Annotated in this window: 12 protein-coding genes; 8 read left to right on the top strand and 4 right to left on the bottom strand. The window is 53.1% G+C overall.

All coding sequences use genetic code 11. The features are described from left to right. Nucleotides 1-27 precede the first annotated feature (27 nt). On the bottom strand, nt 28-780 hold the full coding sequence (locus KNP92_RS11925) for an alpha/beta hydrolase (RefSeq protein WP_214840797.1): 753 nt from the start codon (nt 778-780) through the stop codon (nt 28-30). A 398-nt stretch (nt 781-1,178) separates the two neighbouring features. Between KNP92_RS11925 and KNP92_RS11930 the strand changes: the two genes are divergently transcribed. The 8 genes from KNP92_RS11930 (at nt 1,179) to guaC (ending at nt 15,700) form a co-directional block, all read left to right on the top strand. Beyond that, nucleotides 1,179-4,697, top strand: coding sequence for a chitobiase/beta-hexosaminidase C-terminal domain-containing protein (locus KNP92_RS11930; protein WP_214840798.1), 3,519 nt, complete (start codon nt 1,179-1,181; stop codon nt 4,695-4,697). Between the two features lie 98 nt (nt 4,698-4,795). Next, nucleotides 4,796-6,022, top strand: a complete 1,227-nt coding sequence (locus tag KNP92_RS11935; protein ID WP_214840801.1) for an NAD(P)/FAD-dependent oxidoreductase — start codon at nt 4,796-4,798, stop codon at nt 6,020-6,022. 39 nt (nt 6,023-6,061) lie between these two features. Next, nucleotides 6,062-6,724, top strand: coding sequence for a hypothetical protein (locus tag KNP92_RS11940; RefSeq protein WP_214840803.1), 663 nt, complete (start codon nt 6,062-6,064; stop codon nt 6,722-6,724). 92 nt (nt 6,725-6,816) lie between these two features. After that, nucleotides 6,817-8,901 carry a heparinase II/III family protein gene (locus KNP92_RS11945; protein WP_214840805.1) on the top strand — a complete coding sequence of 695 codons (2,085 nt, stop codon included), beginning with the start codon at nt 6,817-6,819 and terminating at the stop codon, nt 8,899-8,901. 113 nt (nt 8,902-9,014) lie between these two features. Then, complete coding sequence (locus KNP92_RS11950; protein ID WP_214840806.1) at nt 9,015-11,024, top strand: catalase; 2,010 nt, start codon at nt 9,015-9,017, stop codon at nt 11,022-11,024. A gap of 148 nt (nt 11,025-11,172) precedes the next feature. Next, a complete protein-coding gene (locus KNP92_RS11955; RefSeq protein ID WP_214840807.1) occupies nt 11,173-12,357 on the top strand; it encodes an MFS transporter in 1,185 nt (394 codons plus the stop codon). Between the two features lie 109 nt (nt 12,358-12,466). Further along, nucleotides 12,467-14,518 carry a sensor domain-containing diguanylate cyclase gene (locus tag KNP92_RS11960; protein ID WP_214840808.1) on the top strand — a complete coding sequence of 684 codons (2,052 nt, stop codon included), beginning with the start codon at nt 12,467-12,469 and terminating at the stop codon, nt 14,516-14,518. A gap of 198 nt (nt 14,519-14,716) precedes the next feature. Further along, nucleotides 14,717-15,700: a GMP reductase gene (gene guaC / locus KNP92_RS11965; protein ID WP_214840809.1), complete on the top strand. Its 984-nt coding sequence runs from the start codon at nt 14,717-14,719 to the stop codon at nt 15,698-15,700. Nucleotides 15,701-15,730: 30 nt separating this feature from the next. On the opposite strand, the gene KNP92_RS11970 is transcribed toward guaC, so the two are convergent. From KNP92_RS11970 to KNP92_RS11980, 3 genes are read right to left on the bottom strand one after another with little or no spacing between them, the layout of a single operon-like run. Continuing rightward, the gene (locus tag KNP92_RS11970; RefSeq protein ID WP_214840810.1) at nt 15,731-16,171 is read right to left on the bottom strand and encodes a GNAT family N-acetyltransferase; all 441 of its coding nucleotides are present in this window, start codon (nt 16,169-16,171) and stop codon (nt 15,731-15,733) included. Continuing rightward, a complete protein-coding gene (locus KNP92_RS11975; protein WP_214840811.1) occupies nt 16,168-17,025 on the bottom strand; it encodes an MBL fold metallo-hydrolase in 858 nt (285 codons plus the stop codon). Before KNP92_RS11975 ends, KNP92_RS11970 begins: the two co-directional genes overlap by 4 nt. Then, nucleotides 17,013-17,768, bottom strand: a complete 756-nt coding sequence (locus KNP92_RS11980) for a P-loop NTPase family protein (RefSeq protein ID WP_051622472.1) — start codon at nt 17,766-17,768, stop codon at nt 17,013-17,015. Before KNP92_RS11980 ends, KNP92_RS11975 begins: the two co-directional genes overlap by 13 nt. Between the last annotated feature and the right edge of the window lie 7 nt (nt 17,769-17,775).

Genomic DNA, 17,775 nt, shown 5'->3' on the forward strand with positions numbered 1-17,775 from the left:
AGGCATAGAAAACGTGTAGTCTGACGACTACACGTTCAAAACAGACGCAACTTGTTCACAGTATGAGGCGATGAGTCCGGACAGCCGCTCTCGATCGTTGTCCATCGTTGCCACGTGATACGATCGCTCGAGGACGGCACGTTCTTTCGAACCTGCCACTTGTTCATAGAGCCAAATCGAGTCTTCCGGCGGCACGACGTGATCGATTGCCGAGTGGATGACATACGTCGGTACCGATACGTGCGATACGCGTGGACGAACCTCTTCTATTAAAGCAAGCAACTGCCGAATCGCCGACGTCGGCACTTTGTGGTAGACGATTTCATGGACCCCTTTTGCCGAGATATCGGGTGCATCCTCGTCAATGAACCGGCACACCCCGTCTGCTGCGTGACAAGCGTAACCAGGGACCGATAGGGCGGCGTTGATCGTCACGACGGCATCGACGTGACCGGCGAGTGCAGCTTTTAAAGCGAGTGTGCCGCCCATCGATTGGCCCACGACCATAACCCGACAACATCGTTCCCGTAAAAGGCGTACCCCTTCAACGACCGTCTCGTACCAATCGTCGCGCGTGGACCGCCGAAAGTCCTCCGGGTCGGTACCGTGTCCGGCGAGTCGCGGCGCGTACACGGTGAAGCCGCTCTCCATCAAGTCGAGCCCGACCTCGTGGACACTTTGTGGCGTTCCATTAAAACCGTGGCACAACAAGATGCCAATCTCGTTTCCTTCATAATAAAATGAGCCTGCACCTGGAATAACCGGATAAGTCTTCGCCATTCATGTCCTCCTCTCTAATTCATAGTTAACCGATACATTTAATTTGTTTTAAAGAATTGTAAGAGTTGTAGACGGGTACGTCAATACCATTCGACAAAGTAAAAACCGATTTACCTTTGTCATCAAAATGTAATATGAACTTCGTAATAAGAGGATTGAGTTCTGACGTCTGCTTGGTTATGTTTAACATGTAGTTAAAAAGTTGGTAAATGATAGCGAATTGCACCATTCCATGTGAGGGGAATCAGGTCAAGGGCATATCGTAAAGTGGAATAATGTAAGCGCTACCATTTATCTCGTTGTATATGTTAAGGAGGAAACAATACAAAACAAGTGATGTCAAACCGGTACGTGACGTGTATCAGCCATCTTACATAATCATAAGGGAGACTAGAAACATGGGGATTCAATCAACACGCTCGTTCAAGAAAGTGACAGGACTCGCTTTGTCTGTCGGCCTCATCGCGAGTAGCTTGACGCCGATCGCGGCTAACGTTCAAGCAGCAGGACTGAACGCAACAGACTTATTCATCTCGGAGTACGTGGAAGGGTCAAGCAACAACAAAGCCATCGAACTGTTCAATGGAACGAGCTCGGTCATCAACCTTGCAGACTACAAGCTCGAACTGTATACGAACGGGAGTGCGACCGTCGGCACGACATTGAACTTAACGGGGACGCTTCAACCAGGAGCGACGTACGTCATCGTCAACAGTAGCGCAAGCGACGCGCTCAAAGCGAAGGCGAATATCACGAGCGGTGTGACAAACTTCAACGGCGACGATGCGCTCGTCTTGAAGAAAGGTACGACGATTCTCGATGTGTTCGGTCAAGTCGGTTTCCGTCCGTCACCGAAGTGGGGTACGACGGTGTCGTCGATTGACCAAACGCTCGTCCGTAAAGATACGGTCACGACTGGCGACTCGAACGGCAACGACGCATTCGAGCCCGCCAACGAATGGAACGCGCTTCCAATCGATACGTTCACGAACTTAGGAAAACATACGTTCCAAGGTGTTGAGTATGGGGATGGCGGCACGATTGAAGAACCACCAGCACCGGTGACACCGATCTCCATCGCGGACGCTCGTACACAAGCAGACGGGGCGACGGTGACAGTCAAAGGGGTCGTCACGGCGAAACTCGCGAACACAATTTCGATTCAAGACGCGACAGGCGGTCTGTCAATTCGTCCGACTTCACTCGCGGTCAACGTCGGCGATGAGGTCGTCGTGACGGGGGCGCTCGGCTCATACCGTGAACTTCTTCAATTGAACAACGCTGTCGTCGTCTCAAAACAAGCGACAACCGTACCAGCTCCGCAAGTATTGACGGGTGACCAGATCAATGAAGACGTCGAGTCTGAACTCGTCACGGTGAAAAATGTGACGCTTTCTGGCAGTGGACAAAACTTGACGGCAACAGATGGGACGAAAGAGTTCGTCGTCCGTGATGAGCGCGGCATTCTTGACTTACAGACGGGTGTGAACTATGCGACGATCACAGGCATCGTGCAACAGTTTGACAACACGTATCAAATCATCCCGCGTAATGCGGCGGACACGGTCATCGATGCTTCCGTTCTTCGTCCGGCCCTCGCCACACCAGGTGAAGGGACTTTCATCGGACCACAAAACGTGACGCTCTCGACAACGACGGCCGACGCCGAGATTTACTATACGCTCGACGGATCGGACCCGAAAGTAAACGGTACACGTTATACGGCACCAATTCGCATCGAGTCATCGAAGACGTTGAAGACGGTCGTCAAATCGAACGATACGTTCAGCGCCGTCACGACGTACGACTATAAGATCACGGATAAGATTCGCATCCACGACATTCAAGGCGCGAGCCATACGTCGCCAATGAATGGACAGACGGTTGAAGGTGTCGAAGGGATCGTCACATACTCGTTCGTCTCAAGTGGCACGACATACTATTACATCCAAACACCGGATATGGAAGCCGACCAAGATCCACGTACGTCTGAAGCGATCGTCTTGTACGGCGGGCGTTCGATTCCTGGCATCCAAGTCGGTGACCTCGTCAGCGTGAAGGGACTTGTCAGCGAATATGCGATCGAAGGTTATAGCGACCGTCAACAGACCGATATGAAAATGACGCAAATCGATACACGCAACGGCAAAGTCGATGTCTTGAAGAGTGGGGTGAAACTTCCGACACCAATTAAGATTGATGAGTCGAACTTGCCGACTGAATTCATTGATAGTGACGCCCTCGCCATCTTCAATCCAGAGAAAGACGCCATCGACTTCTGGGAAAGCCTTGAAGGTATGCGCGTTGAGACGGGCAACTTGAAGTCGGTCTCACCACAACAGCATGGTGATCTCGTCACGGTGCTCGAGAGCGCGAAAACGGAGACGGTCAACGGTGGTATTCTCTTGAAGAAAGACGATGCCAACGCGGAACGGATTCAGTTCCGTCTCGAACCGAACCTCGAGGCACGTGAGTTTGACGTTGCGACAGGCGATTTGTTCAACGGACCAATTGTCGGTGTCGTCGGCTACTCGTTCGGCAACTATAAGATTCAAGTCGGACTCGATGAGATGAAAGAAGCGTTCGTCAAAGGCAATGCGAAGCGTGAGACGACGTTCATTCAGGCTGAAGAGGACAAGTTGACGATCGCCTCTTACAACCTCGAGAACTTCTCGAACAACGTGAAAGAGACGTCGGACGATAAGGCACTCAAGCTTGCGAAAGCATTCGTTGAAGAGTTGAACAGCCCGGATATCATCGGGGTGACCGAGGTCCAGGATAACAACGGACAAAGCACGGGTGACTCGAAAGCGGATCAAAGCTACCAGCGCTTGATTGACAACATCGTTGCTGTTGGTGGCAAGACGTATAAATACGTCAACATCGACCCAGAGAACAACAAAGATGGGGGCGCACCGAACGCCAACATCCGTGTCGGTTTCTTGTATGACCCAGAGCGTGTCTCGCTCACTGAAGGCGCGCCAGAAGGCGACGCGACGACGGCCGTTGGCTATGAGAACGGGAAGTTGACGCATAACCCAGGGCGCATCGACCCGCTCAACCCGGCCTTCAACAGTTCACGTAAGCCGCTCGCAGCCCAGTTCGATTTCCAAGGTGAGAACGTCATCGTTATTGCCAACCATTGGAACTCAAAAGGTGGCGACACAGGCTTCTTCGGTTCACAGCAACCGGTCGTGCTCGGCAGTGAAGTCCAACGTAAGAAGATTGCTCAAATTGTCCACGATTTCGTGGCGGACGTGAAGACCGATAACCCGGATGCGAACGTTGTCGCACTCGGTGACTTCAACGACTTCGAGTTCTCGGACGCGCTTCAAATCTTCAAAGGCGACTTGCTCACAAACATGGTAGAAAAAGTTCCAGCTGCGGACCGTTACTCATACGTCTACCAAGGCAACTCGCAAGTGCTTGACCACATTTTAGTATCGAACCGTCTCGCCGCTTCGACGGAGATTGACATGATTCACGTCAACGCGGACTTCACAGAGATGTCGGGCCGCGCGAGTGACCATGACCCGGTACTCGTCCAAATCGACTTGAAGCCTGAGCCAGAAACGCCAGAAGTCGAATTGAAACGCTACACGGTCGAGAACCATCCGGCCGCACGTCTTGTGCTTCAAGAGGACTTCATCGGTGTCACGATTGGAAAAGGCACGAACTTCAAGAACGGCATCTTCGTCCGTGGCGTTCACACGGAACTCACAGGTGACCCGCTCAAAAACCTTGTTGTTCAAGTGAAACCGGAGAAAGCCGGTGCCATCATCGACTTCAAAGGGGCGACTGTCAAAGAAGTGATCGTCGACGGGACGAACCTTGCTGAGATTCGTGGCGCTGAAAACGTCAAACGCATCACCTACACGAAAGGCGCTTCCGCTAAAACGATCGTCATCACAAAATAATGAATGAACTGCAGACAGATTGTCTGCAGTTTTTTGCGTTTCCATTTTTTGAATTCGGGGATTAAAAGGGAGATGTGAACGAAGCGGAGGATGACAACATGGAACTTTATAACGGTGACCTATATTGGCCGACAACGGAATCAGAAGCAATTACAATCGCGCGTCCCACAAAAAAAGAGCGTTACGATGTGCTCGTCATCGGGGCCGGCATGTCCGGTTCGCTGACGGCCTATACGCTTCACAAGGATGGTCTCGACTTTGCCGTCCTCGACAAAGGGAAGGTCGGTGCTGGCAGTACAGCAGCAAACACTGGACTCATCCAGTTTTCGAACGATATTATGTTGCATGAGCTTGTCGAGCAAATCGGTGAGACCGACGCGGTACGATTTTATAAACTTTGTGCCGAGGCGGTCGAGACGCTCGACGAGGTAGCGAAGACAGTTGGTGCGAAACCCGAATACATTCGTCGCGAGAGCCTATGTTTCGCAAGTTGTGAGGAAGATGTCACGAAATTGAGACACGAGTATGAGATGCTAACGAAACATGGCTTTTCTGTCGATTGGCTCGACCGTGATGCGGTAAAAGAACGATTCTCTTTTGAAAAGCCGGCCGCAATCGTTACAAAAGGCGATGCTGAGGTTAATCCGTATCGACTGAGTCGACAAGTCATTCGCTATTTAACCGAACAACAGATTCCCATTTTTGAAGACACGGGTGTCGAGGAAGTCGTGTCGGACGGTAACGGTTGGCTCGTCTTGACGACGAACGGCACGTTCCATGCGAATCACGTCATCTTCGCGACCGGGTATGGGGCCTCACCGCTCCTTGATTTTCATCGAATCGACTTGAACCGCTCATACGCCATCGCGACCGAGCCCATTGACAACTTTGACGTCTGGGCGGGCAACGCGCTCATTTGGGAAACGAAACGACCTTATCTCTATATCCGAACGACGGTTGACGGCCGGATTATCGCCGGCGGTCTCGACGAAGAAAAGCCGGAAACGCCATATAGCGAGGCGATCGTTCGTCAACGGGCGGAGCGCCTTCGTCAAGAAGTCGAAGCACTGTTCCCGACATATGACTTGACCGTCGAATATGCGTGGGCGGCATTGTTTGGTGAGTCGATTGATCAATTGCCGTTCATCGGGGAACATCCGGACCGCCCGAACCTATATTATTTGCTCGGTTATGGTGGGAACGGGACGGTGTATAGTATGCTCGGTTCGCGCCTATTAAGTGATCTGATTCGAGGCGTCGACAACGATGACGCCCGAATCGTCCGACTCGACCGGACACAGCAAGCGAATATCGTCCTCCCCTGACGTACAGGGGATGTTTTACATACGCAAGGAGTGAACGATATGAAACAGAGAAAAACACAAAAACCAAGATGGGTGTATCGCTTACGACGGGGCATTCTTTTCCTCCCTGCCCTTGCCTTCGCCATTTATGTGTGGCCGAACGCCGCCGAGAGCGAGCCCGATTCAGTCGAAACCGAATCGGTCCAATCGACAGACCGTCCATATACAATTGAAGCGAGTCGAGCCGTCGAAGAAGACGAAACCGTTCGCTACGAATATGACGTCGTCGTCCACGGCCAGCCGGACGTGGAAACCCTTCAAGCGATCAGTCATGATGTCATCGATGAAGTGAAATACCGAGACACGTTCCAAGCCGCACTCATCCAATACTATGACCACGAAGCATACATCGGTACCAACTCGCCACTCGGCCAAGCGGTCTTCGGTCCCGGCGGTGATTGGGGGCTTGCCGGCACGGTCGCCCCCGGTGACTATGAAGAGATGACGTTTGGTTGGCAACTCCGAGAGAAAGAATGGGACTCGCAATTGTCCGATGAAGAGGTTCAAATATGGCGGGCCTGGAACGATGAGTACGAGACAACAGCGTCGGAACACCCCGATATCCGCTCACGTGTGACACGGACGATTTCCGCCGAATACGGTATCGATCCGGAAGACGTACAACAAATCGTCCTGAAACAAAACGTCTGGGCCGCCCTTTAATCAAATGAATAGGCAGGATTTCCCTTCTCCTTCGGCTAATGATAAGGAGAAGGTTTTTTGTCGTTGGCGTTCATGTAGAAAGGACGAGATGCATGAGAAGATCCCTATGTGCCGTTGTCATGATGGTGTTGATTGGCGCGCTGTTCCCTTCGCCCACTGTCGAGGCGTCTACGACCGCACCATATCACGTGCATGTGCGTTCCGGAGCCACCCTCTATCAATTCGTCGGCGACCGACTTACTCCAAAGTCGACACTTAGCAGGGCAAGGACGTTCCAAGTGGTCACGACGTCCGGCAGTTATTTCCGTCTCCTTGACGGAAAGACGACATGGTACGTCCGAAAGCAAGACGGGACGCTACAGGCGAGCAACCTATCTCATGCGACATTCTCGACAAGCGCATACGCTCGGCTGACGCATGAATACATGCGGACACTCAACCGCGGATTGACACCATATACATACGACCCGTTGTCGCCTACGCACGCCGTCACCCGGGCCGACGACGCCTTACGAGGGAACTGGTATATCCCTTCCCCGCCCTATACACTCAGGGTGCCGAACATCGACACATATCGTTTCGACGCGTCCATCCCACAAGTCGATTCCAATTCGTTCACGTTTCAAATTCACTACTTCACGACGCTCAACCAGTTGACGCAAGCCTACACGGTGAACGGCCGGGACGAATACCTCCGTTACGGCAAGCGGATCGTGCAAAGTTGGACGAAACAGTATCCGGTCGAAGACTATAAGCGCCACCCGTGGCCGTACCACGACCACGGAACCGCAATCCGGACGTTTCATCTGCTCAACTTTTGGAACGTCTATCGTACGTCACGCGTGAATGACGATCCGGCATTCTCACAACTGTTCGCGAAGACGCTGTACGAACACGCGACCTTACTGGCGACACCAAGTTTTTACAAACCGAAAAACAATCACGGCATCTTCCAAGACATGGCGCTCACCGCCATCGCCGAGACGCATCGTTCGTTCGACCGATCCGCCGGCTGGCGCACGCTTGCAACGGATCGGCTGACGAGCCAGCTGAACCATAGCTTAAGTGTCGACGGTGTCCATCTCGAGCACTCGCCGTTTTACCAAATTTATATGTACGACACGCTCAGCCGCTTCAACGACTGGGCCACGGCCAACCGTTTTGCGTTATCGAACCGGATGCGGGACGTCCGCGATATGCCGAACGCCTTGACGTATCTCCTTAAGCCGAACGGGACGTTGCCAATGTTCGGGGACACCCCGTCACTCGTGCACCGTCCGGACGCCATTCCGCACGTCGAACGCTATCCTCATCTCCTTTATGCGATGAGTGGCGGAACGCGCGGAACAGTCCCGACGATACAAGTCGGGCGACTCGCCGACCAATACGCGTTCTTCCGCCAACATTGGGGCGGACGCGCCGGGACGTTCGAGGATGCCGTCCACGTCATGATGACGGCTGGTTATCATAGTAACGTCCATAAACATGCCGACGACTTGTCAATCGATGTCTCCGGTTACGGACGCGACTTTATCGTCGAGACAGGCCGCTATGGATATACGTCTCGGCCCGAGCGACAATCCGTCTTACCAGCAGCTGCCCACAATACGGTCCACGTGTCCGGCAAGAGCTTCAATTTGACCTCGAGCAATGTGGGGCGAAGCCGCATCACGTCCGTCGGGGCATCCTCGACACAATGGACAGCAGCCGGGACGAGTTCTCTACTCGGGAACGGGATGGCACATACGCGTCGGCTTGCTTACGACCGAAACGGGACGATTCTCGTCTATGACCGCGTCACGAGCCCAGTGACCGCTTCTTTCGTGCAACGGTTCCACCTCGGGGTCGGCTTGAACCGAACGGAGAGTGGAAGTCGTTATGCCTATTTCAAAGACGCGTCAGGACGCTCCCTTCACCTCTTGCAGCTCGAGGTCGATGCGATCCCGACACTTTCTATCGGTTCGAGTTACGTGTCGTATCGTGATTACGACTGGCAACGCCGCAATCAAGTCGCGACGACGAAGCGTGGAAAAGGCGTGACGTACTTGACGCTCCTCCACCTCGGCGAGCGCCCGACGAAAATTCGCTCGGCTACGGTCGAGACGACGGACCGGCACTATATCGTCCGCTACACGCTGTCGGACGGGAAGACGAAGACGCTATCGATGCTACGCTGAACTTCCCCCTTTTATAAAAAGGGGGGTTTTTTCTCGTTCGGTTAGGGAAAACTCGTTAAGTAGGCCAAAACGTGGCTTACACGGGTGCGCATACTTAAAGGGGAGGCAATGACATGGGGAATAAGAAAGAAGAGCAGCTGAAACAACATACGATTGACAACGAGCAACAGGCCGGGCTCACGACGAATCAAGGGTTGAAGATGGCGGAGGACGAGTTTTCACTCAAAGCCGGTCGGCGGGGACCGACCCTAATTGAGGATTTCCATTTTCGGGAGAAGATGACGCATTTCGATCACGAGCGTATCCCGGAACGAATCGTCCATGCTCGTGGTGTCGGGGCGCATGGCGAATTTCAAGTGTATGAGTCCCTTGCGGAATACACGAAAGCCGATTTTTTAACCGATCCATCGAAAGTGACTCCGGTGTTCGTTCGTTTCTCGACCGTACAAGGATCGCGTGGTTCGGGTGATACGGTCCGTGACGTCCGTGGTTTTGCAACAAAGTTTTATACAGATGAAGGCAACTATGACCTCGTCGGAAACAACATCCCCGTCTTCTTTATCCAAGACGCGATTAAGTTCCCTGACCTCGTTCATGCCGTGAAACCGGAGCCGCATACGGAAGTCCCGCAAGGCGGGAGCGCCCACGACACGTTTTGGGATTTTGTCGGTCAAAACCAAGAGGCGGCCCATATGGTCATGTGGGCACTTAGTGACCGGGCCATCCCGCGCAGCCTGCGCATGATGGAAGGGTTCGGGGTGCATACGTTCCGGCTCGTCAACGCCGAAGGGAAAGCGCATTTCGTCAAGTTCCACTGGAAACCGAAACTCGGTATCCATTCTTTAGTCTGGGACGAAGCTCAAAAGGCGCTCGGTAAGAATGCCGACTTCCATCGCGTTGACTTGTATGAGGCCATCGACAAGGGCGACTATCCAGAATGGGAGCTCGGCTTACAGATTCTCGCAGAAGAGGACGAGTTCAAATTCGACTTTGACATTTTAGACCCGACGAAATTGTGGCCAGAAGAAGATGTGCCCGTTAAGCTAGTCGGCAAGATGACGCTCAATCGAAACGTCGACAACTTCTTCGCAGAAACTGAACAAGTCGCTTTCCACCCGGGCCATCTCGTCCCAGGCATTGATTTTTCGAACGACCCATTGCTTCAAGGACGTTTGTTCTCGTACACAGACACCCAGCTATCAAGGCTTGGCGGACCAAACTTCCATCAAATCCCGATTAACAAACCGGTCTGTCCGTTTCATAACAACCAGCGGGACGGTATGCATCAAATGGCGGTTCATAAAGGGCAAACGAGCTACCATAAGAATGCACTCAACAACAATCAACCCGCACCCGTTCCGGCCGACCAAGGTGGATTCGAACATTATCAGGAGAAAGTCGACGGACATAAGATTCGCGGTCGGAGCGATAGTTTCCTCGACTTCTACTCACAAGCCAAGATGTTTTATAACAGCATGACGGACGTCGAGAAGAAACACATTCAAGATGCCGGTAGCTTCGAGCTCGGGAAATGTGACTCCGATCTCGTGAAAGAGAATGCGATTGATTTGTTCAATCGGATTGATCGTCACTTGGCATCAGTCATTGCCGAGAACATCGGTGTCGCGCTCCCGGCAGAAAATCACGAAGTCGTCTCGGACAAAGCGTCACCTGCCCTCAGCATGGCGGATACGGTGCGAAAACCGGATACACGGAGTGTGGCCGTTTTGTTAGCGGGCGATGTCGATGCCGGTCAAGTGAAGGCGTGGGTGCAAGCCCTGGCGGAAAATAAAATCAACTACAGCCTCGTCGGCAAAAAAGCGCATACGCTCGGCGACCTGAAAGTGAAAGAGACGTATGACACGGTCGACTCGAGCCTGTTCGATGCTGCCTTCCTCGTCAGTACTGCGACCTCGGTCGAAGACGACGTCCTCGAATTCATCGAGAATACGTACAAGCACTACAAACCGCTCGCCCTTCACTTACATCACGATGACGTGCTCGCGAAGTGCCGCGTGAAGATAGACCAGCCCGGCGTGTTCTCATTCCCGGAACACAGCCTTGACGGGTTTGATACGTTTATTGATGGAATTGCCAAAGCCCGGTTCTGGGACCGGATGTGATCGATGCAGGACGACGCGACTCAATCCATGAGTCGCGTCTTTTTTATGGTCGATGCGTGCAAACAGACAGAGGTGTCCGCTATTTGCTATACTCTTTTAGTTATGTTTATTAACTATTTATTAGATAATCCTAGGAGGCGGGCCCGTCATGCAATTGACTACACAAAAACTTTGGACGAAAGACTTTTTCATTATCTCGCTCGTCAACTTTTTCCTCACGCTCATCTTCTTTTTACTCATGGTCACAATCGGGGTCCATGCCGTCACGGCCTACGGAGCGACGACGAGTGAAGCCGGTCTGGTCACAGGAATATTTATCATCGGTACCCTCGTCGGGCGTCTCTTCATTGGACGTCTCATCGATTCGATTGGTCGGAGAAAGACGCTTCTGATCGGTCTTACCTTCTTCACCGCGACAATCCTTCTCTACTTCGTAGACTTTGGTGTCGGCTTCCTCTTGCTTACCCGTTTCGTGCACGGTCTTGGCATGGGACTTTCGAGCACGGCGACCGGGACGATCGTCGCGCAAGTCATTCCAGCGGCCCGAAAAGGAGAAGGCATCGGCTATTACAGCATGAGTTCAACGCTCGCGACCGCAATCGGTCCGTTCGTCGGCCTGCTCATGAGTCAGTATACGAGCTTCACCACGATTTTCTTGCTTTGTCTCATCGTCGGGGTAATCAGTCTCGTCAGCGCCTTGTTCGTGAACGTGCCGGAAGCGGACCATCCAAAAATCGTCCGCGGCTTTTCACTGAGCGCGTTCGTTGAACCGAAAGCATTACCGATTGCCCTGATCATCGCGGTCGCTGCGCTCAGCTTCTCGAGTGTGTTGTCTTACATTAACTTTTACGCGAGCGAGCTCGATCTCGTCGAAGCGGCCAGCGTTTTCTTCCTCGTCTATTCAATCGCCGTGCTGTTGTCCCGTCCCCTTACCGGGCGGCTCATGGACGCGCGCGGGGCAAACATTGTGATGTACCCCGCCATCGCCGTGTTCGCCGTCGGATTGTTCGTGTTGAGCCAAGCGACGACGGCAATCGGTTTACTCGTTGCCGGTGCCTTGATTGGCCTTGGCTTCGGGAATATCCAGTCCGGGACGCAAGCGATTGCGGTCAAAGCAGCTACGCCGGCGCGAATGGGAATGGCCACTTCGACATTTTTTATCGCCCTTGACGCGGGACTCGGGTTCGGGCCTTACTTGATTGGCTTGATGATTCCACTGACCGGGTTCTCGATGCTCTACCTCGGTCTCGCAGGGGTCGTGGCTTTATTGCTCTTCTTGTATCACATCATGAACGGACGGCATGAACGCGCCAAGCTAAAACAGGTAGCCTGACAGGACGGAACTTTCGTCCTGTCTTTTTTGAATGTTCACACATTTCTGTTCGACATACGGTAATATGAGAATGACGTGTTGAAAAGTTTTTATCGAAACGAGGGACATCATGTACGCTGACCAGACGATTCATCACCATTCCGCCGCCCTACTTCGAACGTTTGATAAGATTTCGGACTACGTGTTCTTCATGGAAGTCGACGGGGCGACCTATCGATATGTGTTCGTCAACGAGCCCGGCAAACGTGCGATCGGCTGGACTGATGACGACCTTGGGAAGAGCATTGAGGATAAAGTGCCGCCTGAAACGGCCGCGCTCATCTCTCGCTATTACAATCAAGCCATCCGAGAACGAAAGAGCGTCGTTTATGAAGATTATCAACTTGCCGATTCGTTCTATACGGATACGCTCGAATCAGAGGACGTCTTGTCGTTGCCACTGCACTACTTCGAGTCAGAAGTGACGCCGGTGTTTGACGGGGAGACGTGCACGCACGTCATTTCGGTCGTCCGGGAAGTGACCGAACGCAAGCGACGTGAGCTCGAACTGACGATTTTACGTGATCAGCATGAGTCGTTACGCCGTTATTCGCCCCACGGTATTTTTGTCCTCGATCATGATTTCCGCATCAAGTCGCTCAATCCGGCCGTTACGGCGATTACAGGTTACACGGAAGATGACTTGTTGGACCGCTCGTTCATCGACTGGGTCGAGACGTCTGAACGCACAACGGTCGAAGCGGGGCTTCGCCATGCCATGTCAGGCACTCCACACAAGTACGCCATTCGTGGACGTTACCGGTCCGGAGAACCGCTCGATTTGGCGATTTTGAATATTCCGATTGAAGTCGGTGGCCATATTAACGGCCTGTTTGCCATCATCATCGACCACACGCCGGAGAAGGACGCCGAACGGGCGATGCGGGAAAGTGAACGGCGTTACCGCCAATTGATCGAGCTGATTCCTGAAGGGATTATCGTGCATCGGGACGGGCATGTATTATACGCGAACGCCATCGCGCGCTCGACGATTGGTGAGCCTAAGATGCATCACGAATCCATCTTCCAGTTCATCGCCCCGGAACACCACGAACACATCCTGAACCGGCTTGAAGTGCTACGTCTCGGGGATCCTGTTGATGAAACGGAACTGACGCTCATTACCCAAGGCGGTCAACGCCTGCACATGGACATCACGAGCCTCGTCATCGATTACGAAGGGACCCCGGCCGTCCTGACCGTTCTCCGCGATGTGACGGACAAGCGGGAAATGGAAGAGGCGCTTCGTCAAAGCGAGACGCAATATCGCCTCATTACCGAGAACATGAGCGATCTTGTCTGCATACTTGAAGCGGACGGAACGGTACGCTATGCGAGCCCTTCCCATCTCCACGTGCTCGGTTACACCCCTTCGTTCTATGAAGGGAAAAACACGCTTGACTTCATCCATCCTCGCGACGTCGTCTCGACACGTCAGAAGCTTCGGTCCATCACGGCCGCATCGCCGCTCACGCTCGAGTTCCGACATGCACACGATGACGGACGTTGGATTTGGCTCGAGACAAAGATTCAGGCCATTTATAGTGACACTGGCACGTTGCTTCACTACTTGACGGTCACTCGGGAGATCATGCAACGGAAAGTCGTCGAGAAACAGCTACGACACCTTGCGTATCACGATACGTTGACGGATTTGCCGAATCGCCGCTATTTCCTTGCCTATCTTGAAGAGTCCCTCTCGCGAATCGAAGAAGAAGCGGAATCCCTCGCGATTCTATCGCTCGACCTCGACCGGTTCAAATGGGTCAACGACACGCTCGGACATGACATCGGGGATGAACTGTTACGTCAGTTCGCCCACCGGCTCACCGATGTACTCCGCAAGCAAGACGTCATCGCCCGGTTCGGTGGAGATGAATTCATCGTGTTGATTCGATACAACGACCCCATCGCCCCGCGTCGGGTCGCCGAGAAATTACTCGTCGCCCTTGAACAGCCGTGGCAGATCGAGACGCACGCCTTCGTCACGACGTCGAGTATTGGAATTGCTAGCTGTGACGGCGCCGTTTCACCGAAACAACTGTTAAAGCGAGCGGACATCGCACTATATAAAGCGAAATCGAATGGCCGCAACGGCTACGCCTTGTATGAAGACCGCTGACAAGCGGTCTTTTTCACGCGAAACATTAAATTTACGTCAAAATCCGAACATTAACGAGAAAATTTAACTATTTTTTATTTTTTTACTTACTTTTCGCCAGTAAGCTTTGACTTTCATCCGCATATGGGTTACATTACCGAATGGACGAAGAATTTTAACTCATGTTACTTAAAATGTTCGTAAATAGGGGTGTTCCAAATGGATAAAGTGTTCGATTATGAAGATATTCAATTAATTCCGGCTAAATGTGTCGTTGATAGCCGGTCTGAGTGTGATGCCAGTGTGACACTCGGCGGTTTCACGTTCCGACTTCCGGTCGTGCCGGCGAATATGCAGACGATTATCGATGAGAAGGTCGCCCTCTCCCTTGCGGAGAACGGCTATTTCTATATCATGCATCGCTTTCATCCCGAGACGCGGCTCGCGTTTATCGAAGACATGCACGGACGCGGCTTATACGTGTCAATCAGCGTCGGGGTGAAGGAAGACGAATACCGTTTCGTTGAAATGCTCGCTGAAATGGGGCATACGCCTGAGTTCATCACGATCGATATCGCCCACGGGCACTCGAATGCGGTTATTCGCATGATCCAACACATCAAGCACCACTTGCCTGGAACGTTCGTCATTGCCGGAAACGTCGGGACGCCCGAAGCCGTCCGAGAACTCGAACATGCGGGCGCGGATGCGACGAAAGTCGGCATCGGTCCCGGGAAAGTGTGCATCACGAAAATCAAGACTGGCTTTGGGACTGGTGGATGGCAACTCGCCGCCCTCCGTTGGTGTGCCAAAGCGGCGACCAAACCGATTATCGCGGATGGGGGAATCCGCACACATGGAGACATCGCGAAATCGATTCGTTTCGGTGCGTCAATGGTCATGATTGGTTCGCTGTTCGCGGGCCATGAAGAGTCACCGGGCGCGACGATCGAGCAGGACGGGAAACTGCTCAAAGAATACTTCGGTTCGGCGTCTGAATTCCAAAAAGGGGAACGGAAAAACGTCGAAGGGAAAAAGATGTTCGTCGCATACAAGGGGGCATTACAGGACACGTTGACCGAGATGGAGCAAGACCTCCAATCGGCCATCTCCTACTCGGGTGGGGACAATCTGGACGCATTGCGTACCGTCGATTACGTCATGGTGAAAAATTCGATTTTTAACGGGGACAAAGTATATTAAAAACAGGCGACTCGCGCGAGTCGCCTGTTTTTATGCGTTTGTGAAGCGTTTCGTCATCATATAGTAGTCGGCACCTGGCGGATAGTCATGCAACACCCCAGCGACCTCATAGCCGTATCGCTCATAAAACGACTTGGCCTGGAACGAGAAGGTCGTCAGCTTCACCCGACTCGCCCCGAGCATCCGTGCTTTCGCCTCTCCTGCCACGAGCAAGCGCGAGCCGATTCCTTGGTTATGGTAGGCTTCAGCAACCCACAGTCGGTCCAAATCGAACCAGCCCCAATAGACGCTACCGTACAATCCGGCGATGATCTCCCCGTCTCGCTCCACTTTCAACTGGACGACGGGGACGTCTACACCTCGAATATTGCGATGATGGGACGAATGTGTGTCGTTAAACACCCGAAGTCGCTCTGTCAAATATTGTTGGAACGCCGCATCATCCTGTGCAATCTCTTGAATCTCCATCATGCTTCACCTGACCCATTCACGAAGAATGTAATCAACTCTTGCTCTTCTTCATCGACAGGTCGACCGACCTTCTGTTCGTATTGAGCCGTCATCATCGCTTCATTTCCTGGGAAATCAAGCGCTAGAACCGCCAAACGACGCAGGATGTCACGATCTTTTTCAAACGCTTCACGGGATACGACTTCCCCGTGCGACCAGACGTATGCGTCCGCATCGAACCGGTCGAGCAGGTCGAGCAAGCGAAGCGTCGCTTCTGCCGTCATGCGCCAGGACGGGGCGTATAGGTTCGCATAGAGCGCGTCGCCTAAAAACAAGACGCGCTCTTCTGGGATGTAGGCGACGACTGAGTCGGCCGCATGGTCCCCACCGACGTGTTTCAAAATGACATGTACCCCGCCGAGGTCGAGCGTGAGGGTATCGTCGAACGTCAACGTCGGCAACACGACGCGCATCGTCCGCTGCGCACCGAACTCGAGACGGATCGCCTCGGCACAGAACGGGATTTCGATTCCGCTTTTGACGCGTTCGTCGAGCGACGCGTCATCCCACTCATAGGGCAAGAGACGCTCCATCCGGTTTTTCGTCTCCGTGCTCGCAATCGAGACGAGGTCCGTTAACGCCGAAAGTCCGAAAATATGATCCCAATGCCAGTGCGTCAGCGCGACGAGCGTCGGACGCTTCAACCCTTTTGCTTCCATCGCAGTGAGGAGATCGGTCACATGGGACTCAGAGTTCCCTGCATCGATGAGGAGCGTATGAGTCTCACCGACGACAACGCCTAAAATCGGTCGATCGGTCTCGGCCACTGGCGTCATGTACCAAAATCGAGGGGAATGGGAAATTAATGTCTGCATGTGTGACCCTCCCCTGACTCGATGCTTGCGATTTGCTCGATTGCGTTCCGGTGATCGTTTAACACGCGAACGTGACGAAGCGATAATCGGTTCAAGCAGTCTAGTTCATGGCGTTGCCGTTCTTTCAAAATTTCAATCGTGCCGTCTATTCCAGATAACGCCTTGCGCATCGCGTATCGGCGCTTCGTGTAGTACTCGACAAAGCCGTGTTGCCACGCCTCTGGTCGTTCCGCATAAACATCTTTGAACGCCGTTTCGACATCTTCAAGCTCTACGTAGACGACGGTCGGGTCGAGCGGGGCAATTCGTTCGACGATTCCCTCCACGTAGGCCTGAAGGAAAGCCAGGGGTACGTCTTGAGAAATCATGCCGATCGTGAACGGATTTTGGAGTAGCGCACACTCGAACACGTACGCTTCGTCTTGATGACGTGCCTGTTGAACGAATCGTTCCCAGCGACCGAGCATGACGTCAACGTGTTGCTCGAACGGCAACTCATAGACGTCCGTCCCTTGCGGCTCATCCGTTGACTCATATCGGACGAACGTGCCCCGCGCGTCACGCTCGAGCACGTGTCCGGACGTGACTTCCCCTTCGACCCACCGCACATCATGCACATCGACGGGATGGGCGGGATCGACCTCCGAATAAAACGTCCGCTTTGCGTCACGCTTTGCTAAAGCCTCGGCGAACGTCGTCTTGCCACTGCCTGGCAATCCTTCGATTAACCATAGTTTCCCCATCTTTTTC

The organism is Exiguobacterium sp. s122 (assembly GCF_018618475.1).
GTDB lineage: Bacteria > Bacillota > Bacilli > Exiguobacteriales > Exiguobacteriaceae > Exiguobacterium > Exiguobacterium himgiriensis.

Bases quoted from the DNA above. Each gene is read 5' to 3' on its own strand.
- KNP92_RS11925 (WP_214840797.1), bottom strand. From the start codon at position 780: ATGGCGAAGACTTATCCGGTTATTCCAGGTGCAGGCTCATTTTATTAT.
- KNP92_RS11930 (WP_214840798.1), top strand. From the start codon at position 1,179: ATGGGGATTCAATCAACACGCTCGTTCAAGAAAGTGACAGGACTCGCT.
- KNP92_RS11935 (WP_214840801.1), top strand. From the start codon at position 4,796: ATGGAACTTTATAACGGTGACCTATATTGGCCGACAACGGAATCAGAA.
- KNP92_RS11940 (WP_214840803.1), top strand. From the start codon at position 6,062: ATGAAACAGAGAAAAACACAAAAACCAAGATGGGTGTATCGCTTACGA.
- KNP92_RS11945 (WP_214840805.1), top strand. From the start codon at position 6,817: ATGAGAAGATCCCTATGTGCCGTTGTCATGATGGTGTTGATTGGCGCG.
- KNP92_RS11950 (WP_214840806.1), top strand. From the start codon at position 9,015: ATGGGGAATAAGAAAGAAGAGCAGCTGAAACAACATACGATTGACAAC.
- KNP92_RS11955 (WP_214840807.1), top strand. From the start codon at position 11,173: ATGCAATTGACTACACAAAAACTTTGGACGAAAGACTTTTTCATTATC.
- KNP92_RS11960 (WP_214840808.1), top strand. From the start codon at position 12,467: ATGTACGCTGACCAGACGATTCATCACCATTCCGCCGCCCTACTTCGA.
- guaC (WP_214840809.1), top strand. From the start codon at position 14,717: ATGGATAAAGTGTTCGATTATGAAGATATTCAATTAATTCCGGCTAAA.
- KNP92_RS11970 (WP_214840810.1), bottom strand. From the start codon at position 16,171: ATGATGGAGATTCAAGAGATTGCACAGGATGATGCGGCGTTCCAACAA.
- KNP92_RS11975 (WP_214840811.1), bottom strand. From the start codon at position 17,025: ATGCAGACATTAATTTCCCATTCCCCTCGATTTTGGTACATGACGCCA.
- KNP92_RS11980 (WP_051622472.1), bottom strand. From the start codon at position 17,768: ATGGGGAAACTATGGTTAATCGAAGGATTGCCAGGCAGTGGCAAGACG.